Source organism: Paenibacillus thiaminolyticus (assembly GCF_003591545.1).
GTDB lineage: Bacteria > Bacillota > Bacilli > Paenibacillales > Paenibacillaceae > Paenibacillus_B > Paenibacillus_B thiaminolyticus_A.
The window spans coordinates 151177-167858 of the sequence record NZ_QYZD01000006.1; the positions used below are offsets into that span (position 1 = coordinate 151177).

Here is a 16682-nt window from a genome sequence, read left to right on the forward strand (position 1 = left end):
TTGGAAACGGCAACGAGCCGAGTTCGCGGAGAAGCCGCGTCATCCCGGAAGGGAATGATGCGGCTTCTTCGTGCTGTGCAAATAACCATTTATTCGCCGCCTGCATACGATGCAATATCCGTGAACATGATCTCCGGCGGCCGGGCCGGCACGGCTGGAAGGACAGCGGGACCAGGAGCGGAGCAACGGTTTTTATTTTACCCGCAGAGGAGGGATCATTCGATGAAGCGTAGACGGCTTGGCTTCACCGTGCTCGCCGTGCTGCTATTGGGCTCGGCAATGCTGGGGGCTTGCGGAGGCAAGAGTGACAAAGTGAAGTTGAAGGTCGGGGAAGTGACCCGGTCGATCTTTTATGCTCCAGAATATGTCGCGATGGGCAAAGGATTTTTCGAGGAAGAGGGACTGGAGGTGGAGCTGCAGACGACGTTCGGGGGGGACAAGACGATGACGGCGCTGCTCTCCGGAGCGATCGACATCGCGCTTGTCGGCTCGGAGACGTCGGTATATGTCGCGCAGCAAGGAGCGGAAGACCCGGTGATCAACTTCGCGCAGCTGACGCAGACCGATGGCACGTTCCTGATGGCTCGCCATGCCGAAGGCACCTTCGATTGGAATGATCTGAAGGGCAAGGTGTTCCTCGGACAGCGCAAAGGCGGCATGCCGCAAATGGCCGGCGAGTTCACGCTGAAAAAGCATGGCATCGATCCGCACGGCGATCTGGAGCTGATTCAAAATATTGATTTTGCCAACGTCGCCTTCGCATTCGCTTCGGGCACAGGGGAGTACGTGCAACTGTTCGAACCGCAGGCGTCCATTTTCGAGAAGGAAGGAAGAGGGGCGGTCGTCGCTTCGTTCGGCGTGGAGAGCGGACTGCTGCCGTATACGGTCTTCATGACGAAGCAAAGCCATCTGACGAAGAACAAGGAAGCGATTCAGAAGTTCACCAATGCGGTCTATAAGGCGCAGAAGTGGGTGGAGTCGGAATCGCCGGAAGCGATCGCCGATGTTATTATGCCGTTCTTCAAGGATACGGAACGGGAAATTGTTGTCAGCTCGTTGAAGCGGTATAAGGAACAGGGCTCCTTCGCCGCCGATCCGTTGCTAGACGATAAGGAGTGGAGCAATCTGCTGGATGTGCTCGACTCGGCCGGCGAATTGAAAGAACGGATCGAGTACAGCCGGATCGTCAATAATGAATTTGCGGAGGAAGCCAAGCGGCAGGTGAAGTAGGTGACGGACAGAATAGAAGGAGGCGGACGCGTGATCCCTGCGGTAGAAATGTCTCAAGTCACTCATGTCTATGTGACGGAACGCGAAGCGAAGCTTGCGATCGATCGGCTGTCCGTCACGATTATGCCGGGGGAATTCGTTAGTCTGGTCGGGCCGAGCGGCTGTGGCAAGACGACGATCCTCTCCATTATTGCCGGGCTGCTGGAGCCGACGCATGGCAGTGTCCGCGTCTATGGCAATGCGGTCGCGGGACCTTCGCCGCGGGTCGGTTACATGCTGCAAAGCGGCTATTTGTATCCGTGGCGCACGATTCTGGAAAATGCGAGCCTCGGCCTTGAGCTGACGAAGCGGTGGAATCGGGAATCGGAGGCGCTGGTGCGGGATTTGCTGAACGGAATGGGATTGGGCGGCACGGAAGCATCGTATCCGCATCAGCTGTCCGGAGGCATGCGGCAGCGGGTCGCGCTCGTACGGACGCTGGCGACCTCGCCGGAGCTGCTCTTGCTGGATGAACCGTTCTCCGCGCTCGATTATCAGACGAAGCTGAAGCTGGAGGATCTGGTCGTCCATACATTGAAGTCCCGGCTGAAGACCGCCGTGCTGGTAACGCACGATCTGTCGGAGGCCATCGCGGTCAGCGACCGGGTGATCGTGCTGAATCGCGATCCCGGCAGCATGCGCAAAGCCTTCGCTATCCCGGATGCGATACGGGAGGCGCAGCCCTTCTATGCCAGAGAGCAGCCCGGCTTCAACGAGATGTTCCACGAGCTGTGGAAAGAGCTGGAGGCATCGGACGGAAAGGAGGGCGAACATGCAGAGCGGAACTGATATACACAGAGCGGCGGGGGAAACCAGTCAGTTGCTGGAACGGACATATTCGCGCTATCGGGCCGCCCGGCGGAAGAGGACCTGGATCGTCTCGCTTACCCAAGCGGCTATTCTCATCGCTTGCGTCGGACTGTGGGAGCTGGCCGGCCGCCTGAAATGGATCGACGTGCTGCTGTTAAGCTATCCAAGCAAAGTATGGGAGCAGATTGTGCAGGACTTCGCCGACGGGTCGATCTGGCCGCATCTCGGGATGACGGTCGGGGAGACGGTTGCCGGGTTTGTGCTGGGGACGTTATTCGGCACGCTGCTGGCCGTCCTGATCTGGTGGTCGGACTTCCTGGCACGAGTGCTGGATCCGTACATGGTCGTCTTCAACAGCATGCCGAAGGTGGCGCTTGGGCCGCTCTTCATCGTTGGCTTCGGTGCCGGCTTCGCGGCAATCGTCGCCACGACGTTGTCGATCACGGTCATCATCACGACGATCGTCGTATACAACAGCTTCCGGGAGGTCGACCCGAATTATATTAAGGTCGTGCGGGTGTTCGGCGTAGGCAAAAGCGTCATTTTCAGCAAAGTCGTCCTGCCGGCCTCCTTCCCGGCAATCGTATCGACGCTCAAAGTGAATGTCGGATTGGCCTGGGTCGGCGTTATCGTAGGAGAATTTCTCGTCTCCAAGATCGGACTCGGCTATTTGATTATTTATGGCTTCCAGGTGTTCAATTTCACGCTGGTGATGGCGTCGTTGGTCATTATCGCTGTGGTGGCGACCTTGATGTACCAAGGAGTCGCCTATCTGGAACGGGCATGGTTGAGCCGATCGTAAGCCGCAGGGCGGCAGGTGGAGCGCGGAACAACGCTGCCGCCCTTCCGGCGGGGAAGTCCGATCGCCGCGAAATGTTTGGTATGCAAGAGGATTGTAGATTATAATGAAAGTCTACCTAATCCTTTTACAGCAAGGAGCATTTTTATGATTTTCCGATTTGTCGGCATTCGTGTCATCAAGACGGCAATCGCCTCGATTTGTGCGATCATTGCAGCTGGGCTGATAGGAAGCCCCAACCCGCTCGGTGCGGGCCTGTTGGCTATTTTGGGAGTCGATGTGACGCGGAAGCGGAGCATACAGACCGTCTCGGCCCGCTTTTTCGCCTCGCTCGTCGGACTGCTTGTGGCGTCGCTTTTGTTCGGACTGCTTGGTTTTCATCTGTGGGTACTGGCTTTATACATATTGTTGGCTTTTCCGGTCATTGTACGGCTCAATTTCAAAGAAGGCATTGTGACGAGTTCGGTCGTCACCTTCCATATTTATGGCGCAGGCACTTTGACGCTGACGGGGGTGCTCAATGAGGTCGTGCTGCTGCTCGTCGGCCTCGGTTCCGCGTCCCTGGTCAATCTGATTTACATGCCGAGCGAGGAAGATAAGCTCGTTCGGATCCGGAGCGATGTCGATGAGCGCTTCTCCCGCATTTTTCAGCAGATCAGCTACTGTCTCCGCGATCCCTCATACGCATGGGACGGGCGCGAAATTATCGAGGCGAACGCCTCGGCGGATGAAGGCATCCGGCTCGCCTCCCGGGCGCTAGAAAATTTGCTGCTTCGTTCCGACGACATGCGGGAGGACGAACGGTGGCTGGTCTACTTCTATATGCGCAAGACGCAGCTCGACCATGTGCAAAATATGATGCAGCTTATCTCGCAAGTATATGAGCAGCTTCCGCAATGTCTGCTGGTGGCCAAGCTATTCGATCAGCTCAGCCGCGACGTGAAGGAGCCGCACTATACGGGCAAGACCGAACAATTGCTGCTTGAGCTGGAGGAGCTGTTCCGGGGGATGGACCTGCCGGCGACGCGGCAGGAATTCGAAGTCCGCTCCGCGGTGCTGCAGCTGAATCGCGAACTGTACAGCTTCCTGAAGATCGCGAAAAAGGACAAACAAAAAAAACAACTGGCCGCCTGAGTTGGCCTGCGGTGGCATGCGGACGGCCTCTTCCATCATAAAGATATACTATGTATGACGGTGCGGAACGGACTCTCTCTTTTTTTCTTGCTCGCTATGTTCGCAAAAGGATGGAATAGTGGAAGAAGTGCAGGCGCGGTAGAAATCCGCGGCTCCCGGAAAATGCCGCATCGCTAGAATTTCCTTAGACCATAAGGAGAAGCGCGGCGGCCGCGAGCCGCATATCTCCGGCGCGACATCATGATATGACCGCAGTCGCAGCGCCCGCGCCGCTTCGGAATAGAAGCTGGATTCCGAAGCATATATCTTTTTTCTCTATATTTAAATCTGTCTATTCAACATTCGCCCACGTCCTGCATACACTTTATTGAATGATTGTATGGAGGAGGTCCACACGATGGCAATTTCAGATAAACACCACTGCCGTGAGATAATCACGAAAGCAGTCTGCGGCAAAGGTCGCAAGTTCTCCGTCGTTACACATACCGTCACTCCGCCTCATCATCCGACGAGTATACTGGGAGCCTGGATTATCAACCATCAATATGAATCGGTGAGGGCCGGAGATGGAGTTGAGGTCATCGGTACTTATGACATCAACATCTGGTATTCGTACGACAATAATTCCCAGACGGATGTAGCCAAGGAGACGGTATCCTACGTCGAGCTGGTCGGATTGTCTTATGTCGATCCGAAGCATCGCCGAACGACGGAAGAGGTAGGGGCTGAGGCGATCCAGGAGCCGAACTGCGTGGAGGCCAGCGTCTCCTCGTCAGGGACAGGGGTTACGATTCGCGTGGAGCGGGAATTCGCGGTAGAGATGGTAGCGGAGACGAAGGTATGTGTGCGCGTCTGCCCGAACGGTTGCAACGAATTCGAAGACAAGGATTTTGATTTCGGCATCCAGGACGATGAATTCGACGATCTGGATCCGGATTTCACGGATGAGGAGTTGTGATTAGGTCCGCAGACCCTCACCGCCTGCGGAGATATCCCGGATAACATCCTGAAGCCCTCATCCGTTGAACTTCATACTTATGCATATGCAGCAGCAGTATCATCGAAGAGGGCGGGAGCCCTCCTTTTTTTTGAAAATTTGCCGGGTTGCCGCTATCAGGCAATCGGGAGCATCACGATGAACGGGGGACGAGGCGATGCAACGTCTGGAATTGGGCGGCGGTGTCTGTCTGTATACCGATCATGCCGCCGGATATCGTCAATGGCGGCGTTATGCCGCATCGCTGCGTCTGAAGACAGCCGAAGCGCTGCCGGGGCTGCCGGGCGTCGATGTCCTCTGGCTGCAGGCGCCTGATGCCGCCCGCCTGCCGGACGCGGCGGCGGGCATTGGCTCCGCTGGTGACGAACGGATGATTTTGAACCGCCATGCCGGGCCATGGAGCGGCCCTGCGATGCGGGAGCGGCTGCGGCTGTGGGGACTGCCCGTGCTGGACAGGGCCGCCTGGGACGCCGAGCCGGGAAGCGATCCGGACGGCGCCGGCTTCGTGCGCACGCTCTGCTTCTGGGTGAGCGAGCTTGAAGCGGTCGCGGCGGGACAATGCTTCCAGACGCCGTCCGGCGGCTATTTCTACCGCCCGCTGGACGAATGGAAGCGGCCCCCCTACCTCCGGCTGGCCCGGCTCGCTGTGCGGGCGGTCTATGCGCTCGGCCGCGACACGGGGGCGGTTACGCTCCGCTGCTGCCCCGCCGCCGATGAGACCGATGCGCCCCCCGCCGAAGAAGCCGATGCGCCCGCAGGCATCCTGGAGGAGCCCCGCCCCGGCGACGCCATCGAGCGGGTAGAGCCCGTTCCGGCGCCGCTCCCGGCATGGGTACTGGAGCGCTACGCCGCTTCCTGGGCCAAGGCGGCCGCCGAACAGCAGTCTGCCCGCTCACGGCCGGGTTCGCTCCTGCTGGGGCTCGATGCGGAGCTCGTGCTGCACGATGCGCGCCGGCGCAAGCTAATTGCAGCGAGCCGCTATCTGCCCCGGGGCGGCCGGGCAGGCTGCGATGCGGTGCGCATCGGGGGCCGGGTGCGCTTCCCGCTGATGGAGCTGCGGCCCGATCCCGCTCCGAGTCCCGCGCAGCTCGTGCGCAATATCGGCGCCGCGATGGCGGAAGCTCGCCGCAGCCTCGAAGCGGCGGAGGAAGGCGCCGCGCTGGAGTGGCTTGCCGGCGGCCGGCCGCTGGGGCGCTTCCCGCTCGGCGGGCATATCCATCTGAGCGGGCTGCCACTTACGTCCGAGCTCGTGCGGGTGCTGGATACTTATGTCGCCGTGCCGGTATCCGCCTTGGAGGACCCGTCCGGCGCGTCACGGCGGCCCCGCTACGGAACGTTCGGCGACGTGCGCCTGCATGAGCATGGCGGGGCTGGCGGCTTCGAATACCGGACGCTGCCCAGCTTCCTGCTCTCGCCCGATCTGGCCCAGGAAGTGCTGGCCCTGATGAACGCGGCCGTCAGGCACAGCCACCGCTTGAAGCGGCGCGACAGTCTGCGCGAGCCTAACATCCGGGCCTATCACGCCGGCCGGACGGCGGAGGAGCTGCGTCCGATTGCCCGGGCGGCGGTGCAGGGGCTGCTGGCCGTGCTGGAGTATGAAGCCGTCTCTGCCGGGGGGGGGACGGGGAGCGAGCGGGAGCAGGCCCTCATCCGCTCCTTAGCCCGCCGTATCGATTCGGCCTGGCGGTGGAATGAGCGCGCAGATATCCGCCAGGCATGGGCCATCCGGAAGGAAGGCGCGGTCAAAGCGTGAGTCTGCGCTCTTTTTTTGATATAATGAGGACGATTCAAGGTCAGGTATCGGAGGGTGTTTAATGGCGAAGATGACGCCGATGATGGAGCAGTATTTGGCGATTAAGCAGCAGGCGGAGGACGCGATTTTGTTTTTCCGCCTCGGCGATTTCTATGAAATGTTCAATGACGACGCAATTGTGGCGGCCAAGGAGCTGGAGATTACGCTCACCGGACGGGGCAGCAGCGGGACAGAAGACCGGATCCCGATGTGCGGCGTTCCGTATCATTCCGCCGAGAGTTACATACAGCGGCTGATCGAGAAGGGGTACCGGGTCGCCATCTGCGAGCAGATGGAGGATCCGTCGGTCGCAAAGGGGGTCGTGCGCCGCGAGATCGTGCGCATCATCACCCCGGGCACGATTATGGAAGGGAAGATGATTGACGAGAAGGCCAATCATTATTTGCTCTGCCTGACGGAGCATGAAGGCATGTATGCCCTGGCCGCCTGCGATCTGTCGACCGGCGAGGTGACGGCGACGTCCGCCCCGGCCGGCCAGTCTTGGCTGCTGGACGAGCTGAACGTGTATGCGCCGACGGAGATTCTTGGCGCAGAGCGGGTGCTGGACGAGGCGCGCCCGGTGACGAAGGCGTGGAGCAAGCCGGTTCTGTTCACTCCTTGGACGAAGCGGGATGAGGCGCTTGCTCAGCGGCAATTCGGCGAGGCGGCATGGATGCGGCTCGAACCGGAACGCCGTCAGGCGCTGGCGCTGCTGATGTCGTATCTGGCCGAGACGCAGAAGCGCTCATTGTCTCAGCTGACCCAGGTGCGGACGTACGAGCCGGATCAATATCTGGTCCTCGATCCGTTCACGCGCCGCAATCTCGAGCTGACGGAGACGGTGCGCGAACGGGCGAAGAAGGGTTCGCTCCTCTGGCTGCTCGATCGGACGCAGACGTCGATGGGAGGCCGGCTGCTGCGCCGCTGGATTGACAAGCCGCTTATGAACAAGCGGGCGATCGAGGCGCGGCTCGAAGCGGTGGAGACGCTGTATCATCATATGATCTGGCGCGAAGATATCCGGGAGCAGCTTCATCAGGTGTACGATCTGGAGCGTCTTGTCAGCCGGATTGCGTTCGGCACGGCGAACGGCCGCGATCTGATCGCGCTGAAGCATTCTCTGGAGCGGGTGCCGGGCTTGAAGCGGTGCTGCGCGGAGACCGATTCGGCGACGCTGCGCGAGCGGGTGTCCGGTCTGGACGACTGCCAGGATATCGTGGCATGGATCGATCGCGCCATCGTCGAGGAACCGCCCGTGTCGGTGCGCGACGGCGGCATCATCAAGGCAGGTTATGACGCGTATTTGGACAAGCTGCGGGAAGCGAGCGTGAACGGCAAGCAGTGGATCGCGGAGCTGGAACGCCGCGAACGGGAAGAGACGGGCATCAAGTCGCTGAAGGTCGGCTATAACAAAGTTTTCGGCTATTATATCGAGGTTACCCGATCGAATCTGCAGGCGCTGCCGGAGGGCCGCTATGAGCGGAAGCAGACGTTGGCGAACGCAGAGAGGTTCATTACGCCGGAGCTGAAGGAGAAGGAAGCGCTCATCCTGGAAGCGGAAGATAAAATGATCGGGCTGGAATACGATCTGTTCAGCGAGCTGCGCCAGCGCATCGGCGAGCAGATCCGGAGGCTGCAGACGCTGGCCGAGGTAATCGCGGAGATTGACGTGTATCAGTCGCTGGCGGCGGTCGGCGCGGCGCACCGCTTCGTCCGTCCGGAGGTCACCGACGGCTATGATATGCATATCGAAGGCGGGCGCCATCCGGTGGTGGAAGCGGTCATGGAGAGCGGATCGTTCATGGCGAACGACACCTTGCTGGAGGAGCAGGCCGCAGGCATGCTGCTCATTACCGGGCCGAACATGGCCGGGAAGAGCACCTATATGCGCCAGGTCGCGCTGATGTCGATTTTGACCCAGATGGGCTCCTTCGTGCCGGCCGATCGGGCGGTTATGCCGATAGTCGATCGGATCTTCACCCGTATCGGCGCGGCGGATGATCTAATTGGCGGCCAGAGCACCTTCATGGTGGAGATGATGGACATCCAGGTAATGACTGCGAAGGCGACCCGCCGGAGCCTGGTCATTATCGACGAACTCGGACGGGGAACGTCGACGAGCGAAGGGATGTCGATTGCGCAGGCCGTGATCGAGTTCGTGCACGACGAGATCGGTTGCAAGGCGCTCGTGTCGACCCATTTCCACGAGCTGGCGCACCTGGAGGAACGGTTGGACGGCTTGCGCAACGTCTGTATGGCGGTTCAGGAGAGCGGGAATCAAGTAACCTTCCTGCGGAAGCTGATTCCGGGAGCGGCGAGCACCAGCTACGGCATCTACTGCGCGAAGCTGGCCGGGCTGCCGGATTCGATTATCCATCGCTCCTATGATCTGTTGAAGACGTATGAGACGGGAGCGCCGCGGGAGACGGCCGTGGAGACAGCTTCGGCTGACGCTGGCATAGGACAGGCGGAGCGGCAGGTACTGCCGGATCGGGTGCGGGAGCAGGCCGAGCCGCCGGCGGTTGCAGAGGAAGGCGCGGCCAAGGGGCTGGTTGCGGAGCCGGCGCCGGTTCGGGAAGCGGGAACGGCCGCAAGCGGCGCAATCGAGCAGCTGTCGCTGTTCGGCTGGGAGGAATCCGCGGCGGCGACGGCTTCGGCTGCTCCAGCCGCTGCGGTCACGAAGGAGGAGCAGCGGCGGAACCGGCAGGCCGATGTGTTGATCGCGGAGCTGCAGGAGGTCGACGTGCTGTCGCTCACGCCGCTCGAGGCGATGAACGCGCTGCACGCGTTCATGAAGCGGGCGCGCGGGCTGAAGAACGAATAAGGGGGAATCCGAGATGGCCGTCATTCGTATATTGGACGAGCATATCGCCAATCAGATTGCGGCTGGCGAGGTCGTGGAACGGCCTTCCTCCGTCGTCAAGGAATTGGTGGAAAATTCGATCGACGCCGGGAGCACCCGGATTGATGTGACCGTCGAGGAGGGCGGGCTCCAGTTGATTCGGGTCAAGGACAACGGATCCGGAATCGGGGAAGACGATGTGGAGAACGCCTTCCAGCGCCACGCGACGAGCAAGATCGCTTCCGGCAAGGATCTGTTCGCGATTCGCAGCCTCGGCTTCCGCGGGGAGGCCTTGCCCAGCATCGCCGCCGTGGCGCGCGTGGAGCTCACGAGCTGCGCGGATGACCGCGGCCTCGGGCGGAAGCTGACAATAGAAGGAGGAACCGCACAAGCATCCGAGCCGGCGCAGTCGATGCAGGGGACGGATATCGCCGTCCGCGATTTGTTCTACAATACACCTGCCCGCTTGAAATATATGAAGACGGTGCAGACCGAGCTCGGACATATCTCCGACTACATATACCGGCTGGCGCTCGCCTATCCGCAGATTGCGTTCACTTTGAAGCATAATGAGAATTTGCTGCTGCAGACGATCGGCAACGGCGATTTGCAGCAGGTGATCGCGGCGGTGTACGGCGTGCAGACGGCGAAGAGTATGGTGCCGGTGGAGGCGGAGCAGCTGGATTACAAGCTGGAGGGCTATATCGGGAAGCCGGAGCTGACCCGATCGAACCGCAACGCGATGTCCTGGTTCGTGAACGGGCGCTATGTGCGCAGCTTCGCCTTGAACCAGGCGGTGCTGAAGGCGTATCATACGCTGCTGCCGATCAACCGGTTCCCGATGATCGTCCTCCACGTGCGGATGCATCCGACGCTGGTTGATGTCAATGTGCATCCGGCGAAGCTGGAGGTAAGGTTCAGCAAGGAGCCGGAGCTGTGCGAATTTATCGCGTCGACGCTGCGCGACATTCTGCTGCAGCAGGCGCTCATTCCGCAGGCCGCTCCGGACAAGGCGAAGGTGCGGACTTATGTCGAGCAGACGGAATGGCAGTGGGCTGCCGCGTCGTTGGCCGGCGGCCGCGACGAGCCCCGGCTCAAGCCGATGGGCGCGCTCGTTCCGTCAGCGGAGCCGGAGTTGCCGCCGCTTCCGCCCGAGAGCGAGGCTCCTGCCCCTGGTCCGGATCCGGATCTGGCAGGGGTTGAGCTTGACCGCACCGGAGTGAAGCCTGCAGACGATGCAGAGCGGAGATCCGGGGCGGCGGCGGTGCCAGCGGAGAGCGGCCCGGCGGCTGCTCTGGAGGCGGACTATGGCCGCCGGGATGCTGTGCAAGCGGAGCGGGCGCCTGAGCCGGATGCCGGTTCGATGCGGGAGCCGGAAGCGGTGCGCGAGTCCCGCGGAGGCTATGCCGGCGGGAGCGGAAGCCCGCGTTCCGGATCTGCTGCCCCGGCGCCAGCGCCGAACCGGCCACCGGCGGGCTTCCGCCTGGCGGGTGTCCAGGCGGCATGGCAAGCCGGCGCGGGCAAGCCGGGTGAGGCGGAGCTGCCACCGTTCCCGGCTGTCGAGCTTATCGGCCAGCTGCATGGGACGTATCTCATCGCATCCAATGCGGAGGGGTTGTATCTGATCGATCAGCATGCGGCCCACGAACGCATCAATTATGAATATTATTACGAGCGCTTCGGGCATCCGGAGGAGGCATCGCAGGAGCTGCTGCTGCCGTTGACGCTGGAGTTCACGACGGCGGAAGCCGCGCGAATAAGAGATCGGCTGCACCTGCTGGAGCAGGCCGGCATCCGGCTGGAGCCGTTCGGAGGGCAGACCTTCCTCGTCCGGTCGTATCCGCACTGGTTCCCGAACGGGGAGGAAGCCGATCTCGTGCGGGAGATGACGGATTGGGTGCTGCGCGAAAAAGTGCCGGATGTCGCCAAGCTCAGAGAAGCCTCGGCGATTATGTGCTCGTGCAAAGCCTCGATCAAGGCGAACCAACGCTTGACCGAGGCGGAGGCGGAAGCGCTGCTGGCCCGGCTGGCCGCATGCCGCCAGCCGTATACTTGCCCGCACGGGCGCCCGATCGTCGTCAAATTCACGACCTATGATCTGGAGAAAATGTTCAAGCGGGTTATGTAATGCGGTTGCCGCATTTGTGTTTCCCTTTCTGAAGCGTATATAATGAGGAGGAGCTAATGATTGTAACTACGGGGGATAAGACCTCCCCGCACATAAGGGAACGCGCCAGGAAGATGGCCGAAGCGTTCGGCCACCGGTTCGTCGAGCGCCGCAGATGCACGCTGGCCGCTCTTCGGAACCGGTACGGGGACGATGAATTTGTCGTCTACCGCAATAAGGATGTACGATACACGAAGCTGGGGGTAACCGAGCTGATCTATCACCCAAGCATGGCCTATGTCCGTATCAAGCGGCTGCTGGCCGGCGAAGGGGACACGATGATTGCCGCCAGTCGCGCCCAACCGGGCGATGAGGTGCTGGATTGCACGGCAGGTCTCGGATCCGATGCGCTCGTCTTCTCTCACGTCGTGGGCGAAGCGGGCCGCGTGACGGCTCTGGAGAGCGAGCAGGCGCTTTTTACCCTGCTGCACGAAGGGCTTCTCTTGTATGAGAGCAGCATTGAATCCGTCAATGAAGCGATGCGACGCATCGTGCTGAAGCAGGCCGACCATGTGGAATGGTTGCGCGGCCTTCCCGACCGTTCGGTGGACATCGTCTATTTCGATCCGATGTTCCGTGAACCGGTGAAGGAATCGGCATCGATCGATCCGCTGCGCGCCTTGGCCAATCCGGGAGCGGTGAAGCCGGAAGCGATTCGCGAAGCTTGCCGCGTGGCCCGGAAGACGGTCGTCATGAAGGAGTTGCGGGGCAGCGAGGAATTCGGGCGGCTCGGATTTGAACGGATCGTGCACACCGGGACGAAATTAGCATATGGAGTGATTGACATTGCCGGCAACAACGTCGCCAACTAGGCCAAGGCTGCTCGTGCTCGTCGGCCCTACGGCAGTTGGCAAGACGAAGCTGAGCCTGGATATGGCTCATGCCTACGAGTGCGAGATTATATCCGGCGACAGTATGCAGGTATACCGCGGGATGGATATCGGCACCGCGAAGCTGCCGCTGGAGGAGAGAAGGGGGATACCTCATCATCTTTTGGATATCCATGATCCGGATTATGCCTTCTCCGTCGCCGAGTTCCAGGAACGATGCCGTCATCTGATTGACGATATCACCGCTCGGGATCGGCTGCCGTTCATTGTCGGGGGGACCGGCTTGTATGTCGAATCGGTTTGCTATAGCTTCGAGTTCAGCGATGCCGGTTCGGACGAGGCTTTTCGCCGGGAGATGAACGAATTTGCGCTCGCTCATGGCCCCGAAGCGCTGCACGCCAAGCTGCAGGCCGTTGACCCGGTAACGGCGAATCGGCTGCACCCGAATGATCAGCGGCGGGTCGTACGGGCGTTGGAGATTTACCATCTGACCGGCCAGACGCTGTCTTCACAGCTTGCAGGCCAACAGAAGACGTCTCCGTATGACCTGTGCTTAATCGGTTTGACAATGGACCGGCAGATGCTATATAAACGTATTGAGGATCGAATCGACATCATGATCCGGGACGGACTGATTGAGGAAGTGCGCCGCTTGCTCGATGCAGGCTACTCGCGTCAGCTCATCTCCATGCAGGGGCTGGGGTACAAGGAAATCGCTGCGTATTTGGAGAATGAAATGTCGCTGGAGGCCGCCGTCGAACGATTAAAGCGAGATACGCGGCGTTTTGCGAAGCGTCAGCTGTCATGGTTCCGCCACATGCAAGATATTGAATGGGTGGATGTGACCGATGTGGAGCGTGCGGACGAACATTTCGATCGAATTTGTAAAATCATAGCAGGAAAGTTTCGGTAAGAGGTTGAATATATTTCAACACAACCTTATGATTATGGGGGTACGGACGATGAATAAATCTATTAATATCCAGGACACGTTTTTGAACCAATTGCGCAAGGAGAGCATCCCGGTGACGGTGTATTTAACGAACGGGTTCCAGATTCGCGGGGTTATCCGCGCATTTGACAACTTTACCATCGTCATAGACAGCGACGGCCGCCAGCAAATGGTGTATAAACACGCCATTTCCACGTTTACGCCGCAGCGTAACGTATCCCTGATGCAGGATCATCAGAACGACACGCAATAAGCTTCAGCGGCGGGGGCCGAAGAGAAGCACTGCAACTTTTCGCCCCTGTTTTGCGTCTAATGGTATAGTTCGCTGCCGAACAACCCTGAAGGGTTGTTCTTTTCATTGCACGTCCCATCAGGTGCTGGATAGTATGCAAATCGTAGGAGATAGAGTAGAGAGAACTCATTTCTGTGAACAAAAGGGAGTCGGTTACGATGACGAGAGAGAAGCAACCTCCCCAGCGTACACGCACGCGCACACCGGTGCCAACTAAGGGGAAAGGAAAGGGGAAGCCTCCGAAGAAACGCGGCAAGTGGAGTTGGCGCAAAACCTTCTGGCTATCGTTCTTTATGGCTGCGTTTGCCGCCTTCATCGCGGTTGGCGGTTATCTGTTCATCTTGCTGAACGGCGAGCGTCTGATGCGCGAGTACAAGGACGCCGATATGTTCGAGATGGCGGAAATCTCCACCGTATATGACAGCAATAATAATGTTATCGCCCATCTGGGCAGAGGAATTGAGCATCGGGAAATTGCCGAGCCGGAAGATATTCCGCAGCGTGTCCGCGATGCGTTCATCGCGACCGAAGACCGGCGCTTCAACGAGCACCGCGGGGTCGACCTGTGGTCCATCGGCCGCGCCATGGTGAAGGATATCGTGTCGCGAAGCTTAGTCGAGGGCGGAAGCACCATTACCCAGCAGCTGGCGAAGAACATGTTCCTGACCAGCGACAAGACTTTCTTCCGTAAGGCGACTGAGGTGTCCATCGCGCTGTCGTTGGAGAACCATTTTACCAAAGATGAAATTTTGACGATGTATTTGAACCGCATTTTCTTCGGGAAACGGGCTTATGGCATTATCGCTGCATCAAAAACTTATTTCGGTACGGAAGATCTTGATCAGCTTGAATTGTGGCAGATTGCTACGCTGGCCGCCATTCCGAAGGCGCCGACCCATTATAATCCGCTCAATAATCCGGAGCGCTCGAAGGAACGCCGTCAGGTCGTGCTCCAACTGATGTACGATCAGGGCTATATCACGGCGCAGGAGCGGGATGAAGCGTCTGCGGTCGATTACGTGCCGGTAGAGACCAAGGATGAAGGAGCCGCCGACAACAATAGCGAAGAAGCGTATTATTCTTATCTTGATTATATGGTAGAGGAAATCGTGGAGCGGACCGGTCTTACCGAAGACCAGTTGTTCCGCGGCGGCTACCAGATCTATACGACGCTGGACGCGAATGCGCAGCGTATCATGTACGACGCCTTCAATAACGACGCAATGTTCGAGAAGAGCAAGGATGAGACGAAGGTACAGGGCGCGATGGTCATTACGGATCATAAGACCGGCGCTATCATGGCGATGATGGGCGGACGAGACTACGCCCGCAAAGGATTGAACCGGGCGACCATCACGCGCCAGCCGGGCTCGGCCTTCAAGCCGATCGTGTCCTACGCTCCGGCGCTGGAGACCGGCAAATGGTTCCCGTGGTCGAAGTTGAGCAACGAGAAGCAATCCTTCAACGGCTATAGTCCGACTAACCTGGGCGGCTATACGACCAGCGTCGATATGAAGGAAGCGGTCAGACGCTCGATCAATATTCCGGCGGTCTGGCTGCTCAATGAGATTAAATTGAAGACTGGCTTTGAATTTGCCAAAAGCTTGGGCATACCGTTAACGAACGACGATTTAAACTTGTCGATTGCATTAGGCGGGATGACGCATGGTGTGACGCCGATTAATATGGCCACCGCCTATAATGCATTCGCCAATGGAGGCAATTATTATCCTTCTTACGCTGTGGCGAAGATTGTGGACCGCAAGGGACATGATTATTTCACGTATCATGTGCCGAAGCCGGTGAAGGTCATGAGCGAGCAGACTGCTTACTATATGACAGAGATGCTTACGGATGTCGTGAAAAGCGGAACCGGCACCCAGGCGCAGATCAGCGGCCGCCAGGTAGCGGGCAAGACGGGAACGACACAGCATTCGGTTCCGGGCTATGACGGACCGGGCGACCGGGATGCGTGGTTCGTCGGCTATACGCCGGAATGGACGGCAGCGGTATGGATGGGATATGACAGGACGGACCGCGATCACGTGCTGCTTGAGAGCAGCCGGGTGCCTTCGCGCATGTTCAGCGAAGTGATGGGCAAGGCGCTGAAGGACCGGAAGTCCGGTTCCTTCGGGAAGCCGGACCATGTCGAGAAGCAGCCTGATCCGGTGCAGAAGGTTAACGGCCTTACCGCTTCCTACTCGGAAGCGACGAAGACGGTGTCGCTGAACTGGCAGCCGGTACAAGGCGAGAACATCGTCTACAATCTGTACCGGAAGTCTTCCGCCGAGGAGGATTACACGAAGCTGCTGTCTGGACTGAAGGTAACGAATGCGGAAGATATCGGCGTATTTGCCGGCGAGGCGTATTCCTATGTGGTGACCGCGGTAAGCGGCGACGAGGAATCGGCCCGTTCCAATGTCGCCACGGTCAAGATCGAGGAAGAAGAGATCCAGATACCGGAACCGCCAGAAACACCGGAACCGCCGGTCGTGGATCCTCCGGATCAAGGGGGAGACCCGGACGGATCGGTTGATCCGTTTCCTCCTCCTGACCCTGACGGTTCCGATCCGTCCGGCGGAGGGGATGATACGGGCACGGTGCATGGAACCGTGGAGCCGGATCAGCCGACTCCGCCGGATCAGACGGATAGCTTCGAAGCTCCGGATCCAGGGCAGGATCAGGCCGTTTCGGGCAACAACGGAGGGGGCAACGGCCATGGCTTTGGCCGTAATGGAAATAACGGCAACGGAAATGGTTAATGCATTTCTACGCATCAGAGGAAGCGCGCAATGAGG

General features: G+C 59.4%; 13 protein-coding genes. 12 read left to right on the top strand and 1 reads right to left on the bottom strand.

Annotated elements, in window-relative coordinates; genetic code table 11:
- The first annotated feature begins 222 nt into the window (after nt 1-222).
- The 5 genes from DQX05_RS09715 to DQX05_RS09735 all read left to right on the top strand — a co-directional run bounded on the left by DQX05_RS09715 (nt 223) and on the right by DQX05_RS09735 (nt 4970).
- Nucleotides 223-1230, top strand: a complete 1008-nt coding sequence (locus DQX05_RS09715; RefSeq protein WP_119793058.1) for an ABC transporter substrate-binding protein — start codon at nt 223-225, stop codon at nt 1228-1230.
- A 30-nt stretch (nt 1231-1260) separates the two neighbouring features.
- Nucleotides 1261-2058, top strand: coding sequence for an ABC transporter ATP-binding protein (locus DQX05_RS09720; protein ID WP_119793060.1), 798 nt, complete (start codon nt 1261-1263; stop codon nt 2056-2058).
- Nucleotides 2042-2881, top strand: a complete 840-nt coding sequence (locus DQX05_RS09725) for an ABC transporter permease (RefSeq protein WP_119793061.1) — start codon at nt 2042-2044, stop codon at nt 2879-2881. The genes DQX05_RS09720 and DQX05_RS09725 overlap by 17 nt, the downstream gene beginning before the upstream one ends.
- A 144-nt stretch (nt 2882-3025) precedes the next feature.
- Nucleotides 3026-4012 carry an aromatic acid exporter family protein gene (locus tag DQX05_RS09730; protein ID WP_119793063.1) on the top strand — a complete coding sequence of 329 codons (987 nt, stop codon included), beginning with the start codon at nt 3026-3028 and terminating at the stop codon, nt 4010-4012.
- A gap of 397 nt (nt 4013-4409) precedes the next feature.
- On the top strand, nt 4410-4970 hold the full coding sequence (locus tag DQX05_RS09735) for an outer spore coat protein CotE (protein WP_119793065.1): 561 nt from the start codon (nt 4410-4412) through the stop codon (nt 4968-4970).
- Nucleotides 4971-5142: 172 nt separating this feature from the next.
- Here the strand turns inward: DQX05_RS09735 and DQX05_RS31880 are convergent, their stop codons facing one another.
- Nucleotides 5143-5568 carry a hypothetical protein gene (locus DQX05_RS31880; protein ID WP_259391892.1) on the bottom strand — a complete coding sequence of 142 codons (426 nt, stop codon included), beginning with the start codon at nt 5566-5568 and terminating at the stop codon, nt 5143-5145.
- Between the two features lie 87 nt (nt 5569-5655).
- Between DQX05_RS31880 and DQX05_RS09740 the strand changes: the two genes are divergently transcribed.
- The 7 genes from DQX05_RS09740 to DQX05_RS09770 all read left to right on the top strand — a co-directional run bounded on the left by DQX05_RS09740 (nt 5656) and on the right by DQX05_RS09770 (nt 16646).
- Nucleotides 5656-6762 carry a putative amidoligase domain-containing protein gene (locus DQX05_RS09740; protein ID WP_259391888.1) on the top strand — a complete coding sequence of 369 codons (1107 nt, stop codon included), beginning with the start codon at nt 5656-5658 and terminating at the stop codon, nt 6760-6762.
- A gap of 61 nt (nt 6763-6823) precedes the next feature.
- The gene (gene mutS, locus DQX05_RS09745) at nt 6824-9625 is read left to right on the top strand and encodes a DNA mismatch repair protein MutS (protein WP_119793068.1); all 2802 of its coding nucleotides are present in this window, start codon (nt 6824-6826) and stop codon (nt 9623-9625) included.
- Nucleotides 9626-9638: 13 nt separating this feature from the next.
- Entirely contained in the window at nt 9639-11771 is a 2133-nt protein-coding gene (gene mutL, locus DQX05_RS09750; protein WP_119793070.1) for a DNA mismatch repair endonuclease MutL, read from the top strand.
- Nucleotides 11772-11827: 56 nt separating this feature from the next.
- Entirely contained in the window at nt 11828-12622 is a 795-nt protein-coding gene (locus tag DQX05_RS09755; protein WP_119793072.1) for a class I SAM-dependent methyltransferase, read from the top strand.
- A gap of 13 nt (nt 12623-12635) precedes the next feature.
- On the top strand, nt 12636-13553 hold the full coding sequence (miaA, locus tag DQX05_RS09760) for a tRNA (adenosine(37)-N6)-dimethylallyltransferase MiaA (protein WP_119793073.1): 918 nt from the start codon (nt 12636-12638) through the stop codon (nt 13551-13553).
- Nucleotides 13554-13602: 49 nt separating this feature from the next.
- Nucleotides 13603-13845, top strand: coding sequence for an RNA chaperone Hfq (gene hfq, locus DQX05_RS09765; RefSeq protein ID WP_040730128.1), 243 nt, complete (start codon nt 13603-13605; stop codon nt 13843-13845).
- A 197-nt stretch (nt 13846-14042) separates the two neighbouring features.
- Nucleotides 14043-16646 carry a transglycosylase domain-containing protein gene (locus DQX05_RS09770; RefSeq protein ID WP_119793075.1) on the top strand — a complete coding sequence of 868 codons (2604 nt, stop codon included), beginning with the start codon at nt 14043-14045 and terminating at the stop codon, nt 16644-16646.
- Nucleotides 16647-16682: the final 36 nt, after the last annotated feature.

Coding starts and splice junctions, on each gene's coding strand:
- DQX05_RS09755 (WP_119793072.1), top strand. CDS start 11,828: ATGATTGTAACTACGGGGGATAAGACCTCCCCGCACATAAGGGAACGC.
- DQX05_RS09715 (WP_119793058.1), top strand. CDS start 223: ATGAAGCGTAGACGGCTTGGCTTCACCGTGCTCGCCGTGCTGCTATTG.
- mutL (WP_119793070.1), top strand. CDS start 9,639: ATGGCCGTCATTCGTATATTGGACGAGCATATCGCCAATCAGATTGCG.
- DQX05_RS09725 (WP_119793061.1), top strand. CDS start 2,042: ATGCAGAGCGGAACTGATATACACAGAGCGGCGGGGGAAACCAGTCAG.
- hfq (WP_040730128.1), top strand. CDS start 13,603: ATGAATAAATCTATTAATATCCAGGACACGTTTTTGAACCAATTGCGC.
- DQX05_RS09730 (WP_119793063.1), top strand. CDS start 3,026: ATGATTTTCCGATTTGTCGGCATTCGTGTCATCAAGACGGCAATCGCC.
- DQX05_RS09770 (WP_119793075.1), top strand. CDS start 14,043: ATGACGAGAGAGAAGCAACCTCCCCAGCGTACACGCACGCGCACACCG.
- mutS (WP_119793068.1), top strand. CDS start 6,824: ATGGCGAAGATGACGCCGATGATGGAGCAGTATTTGGCGATTAAGCAG.
- DQX05_RS09735 (WP_119793065.1), top strand. CDS start 4,410: ATGGCAATTTCAGATAAACACCACTGCCGTGAGATAATCACGAAAGCA.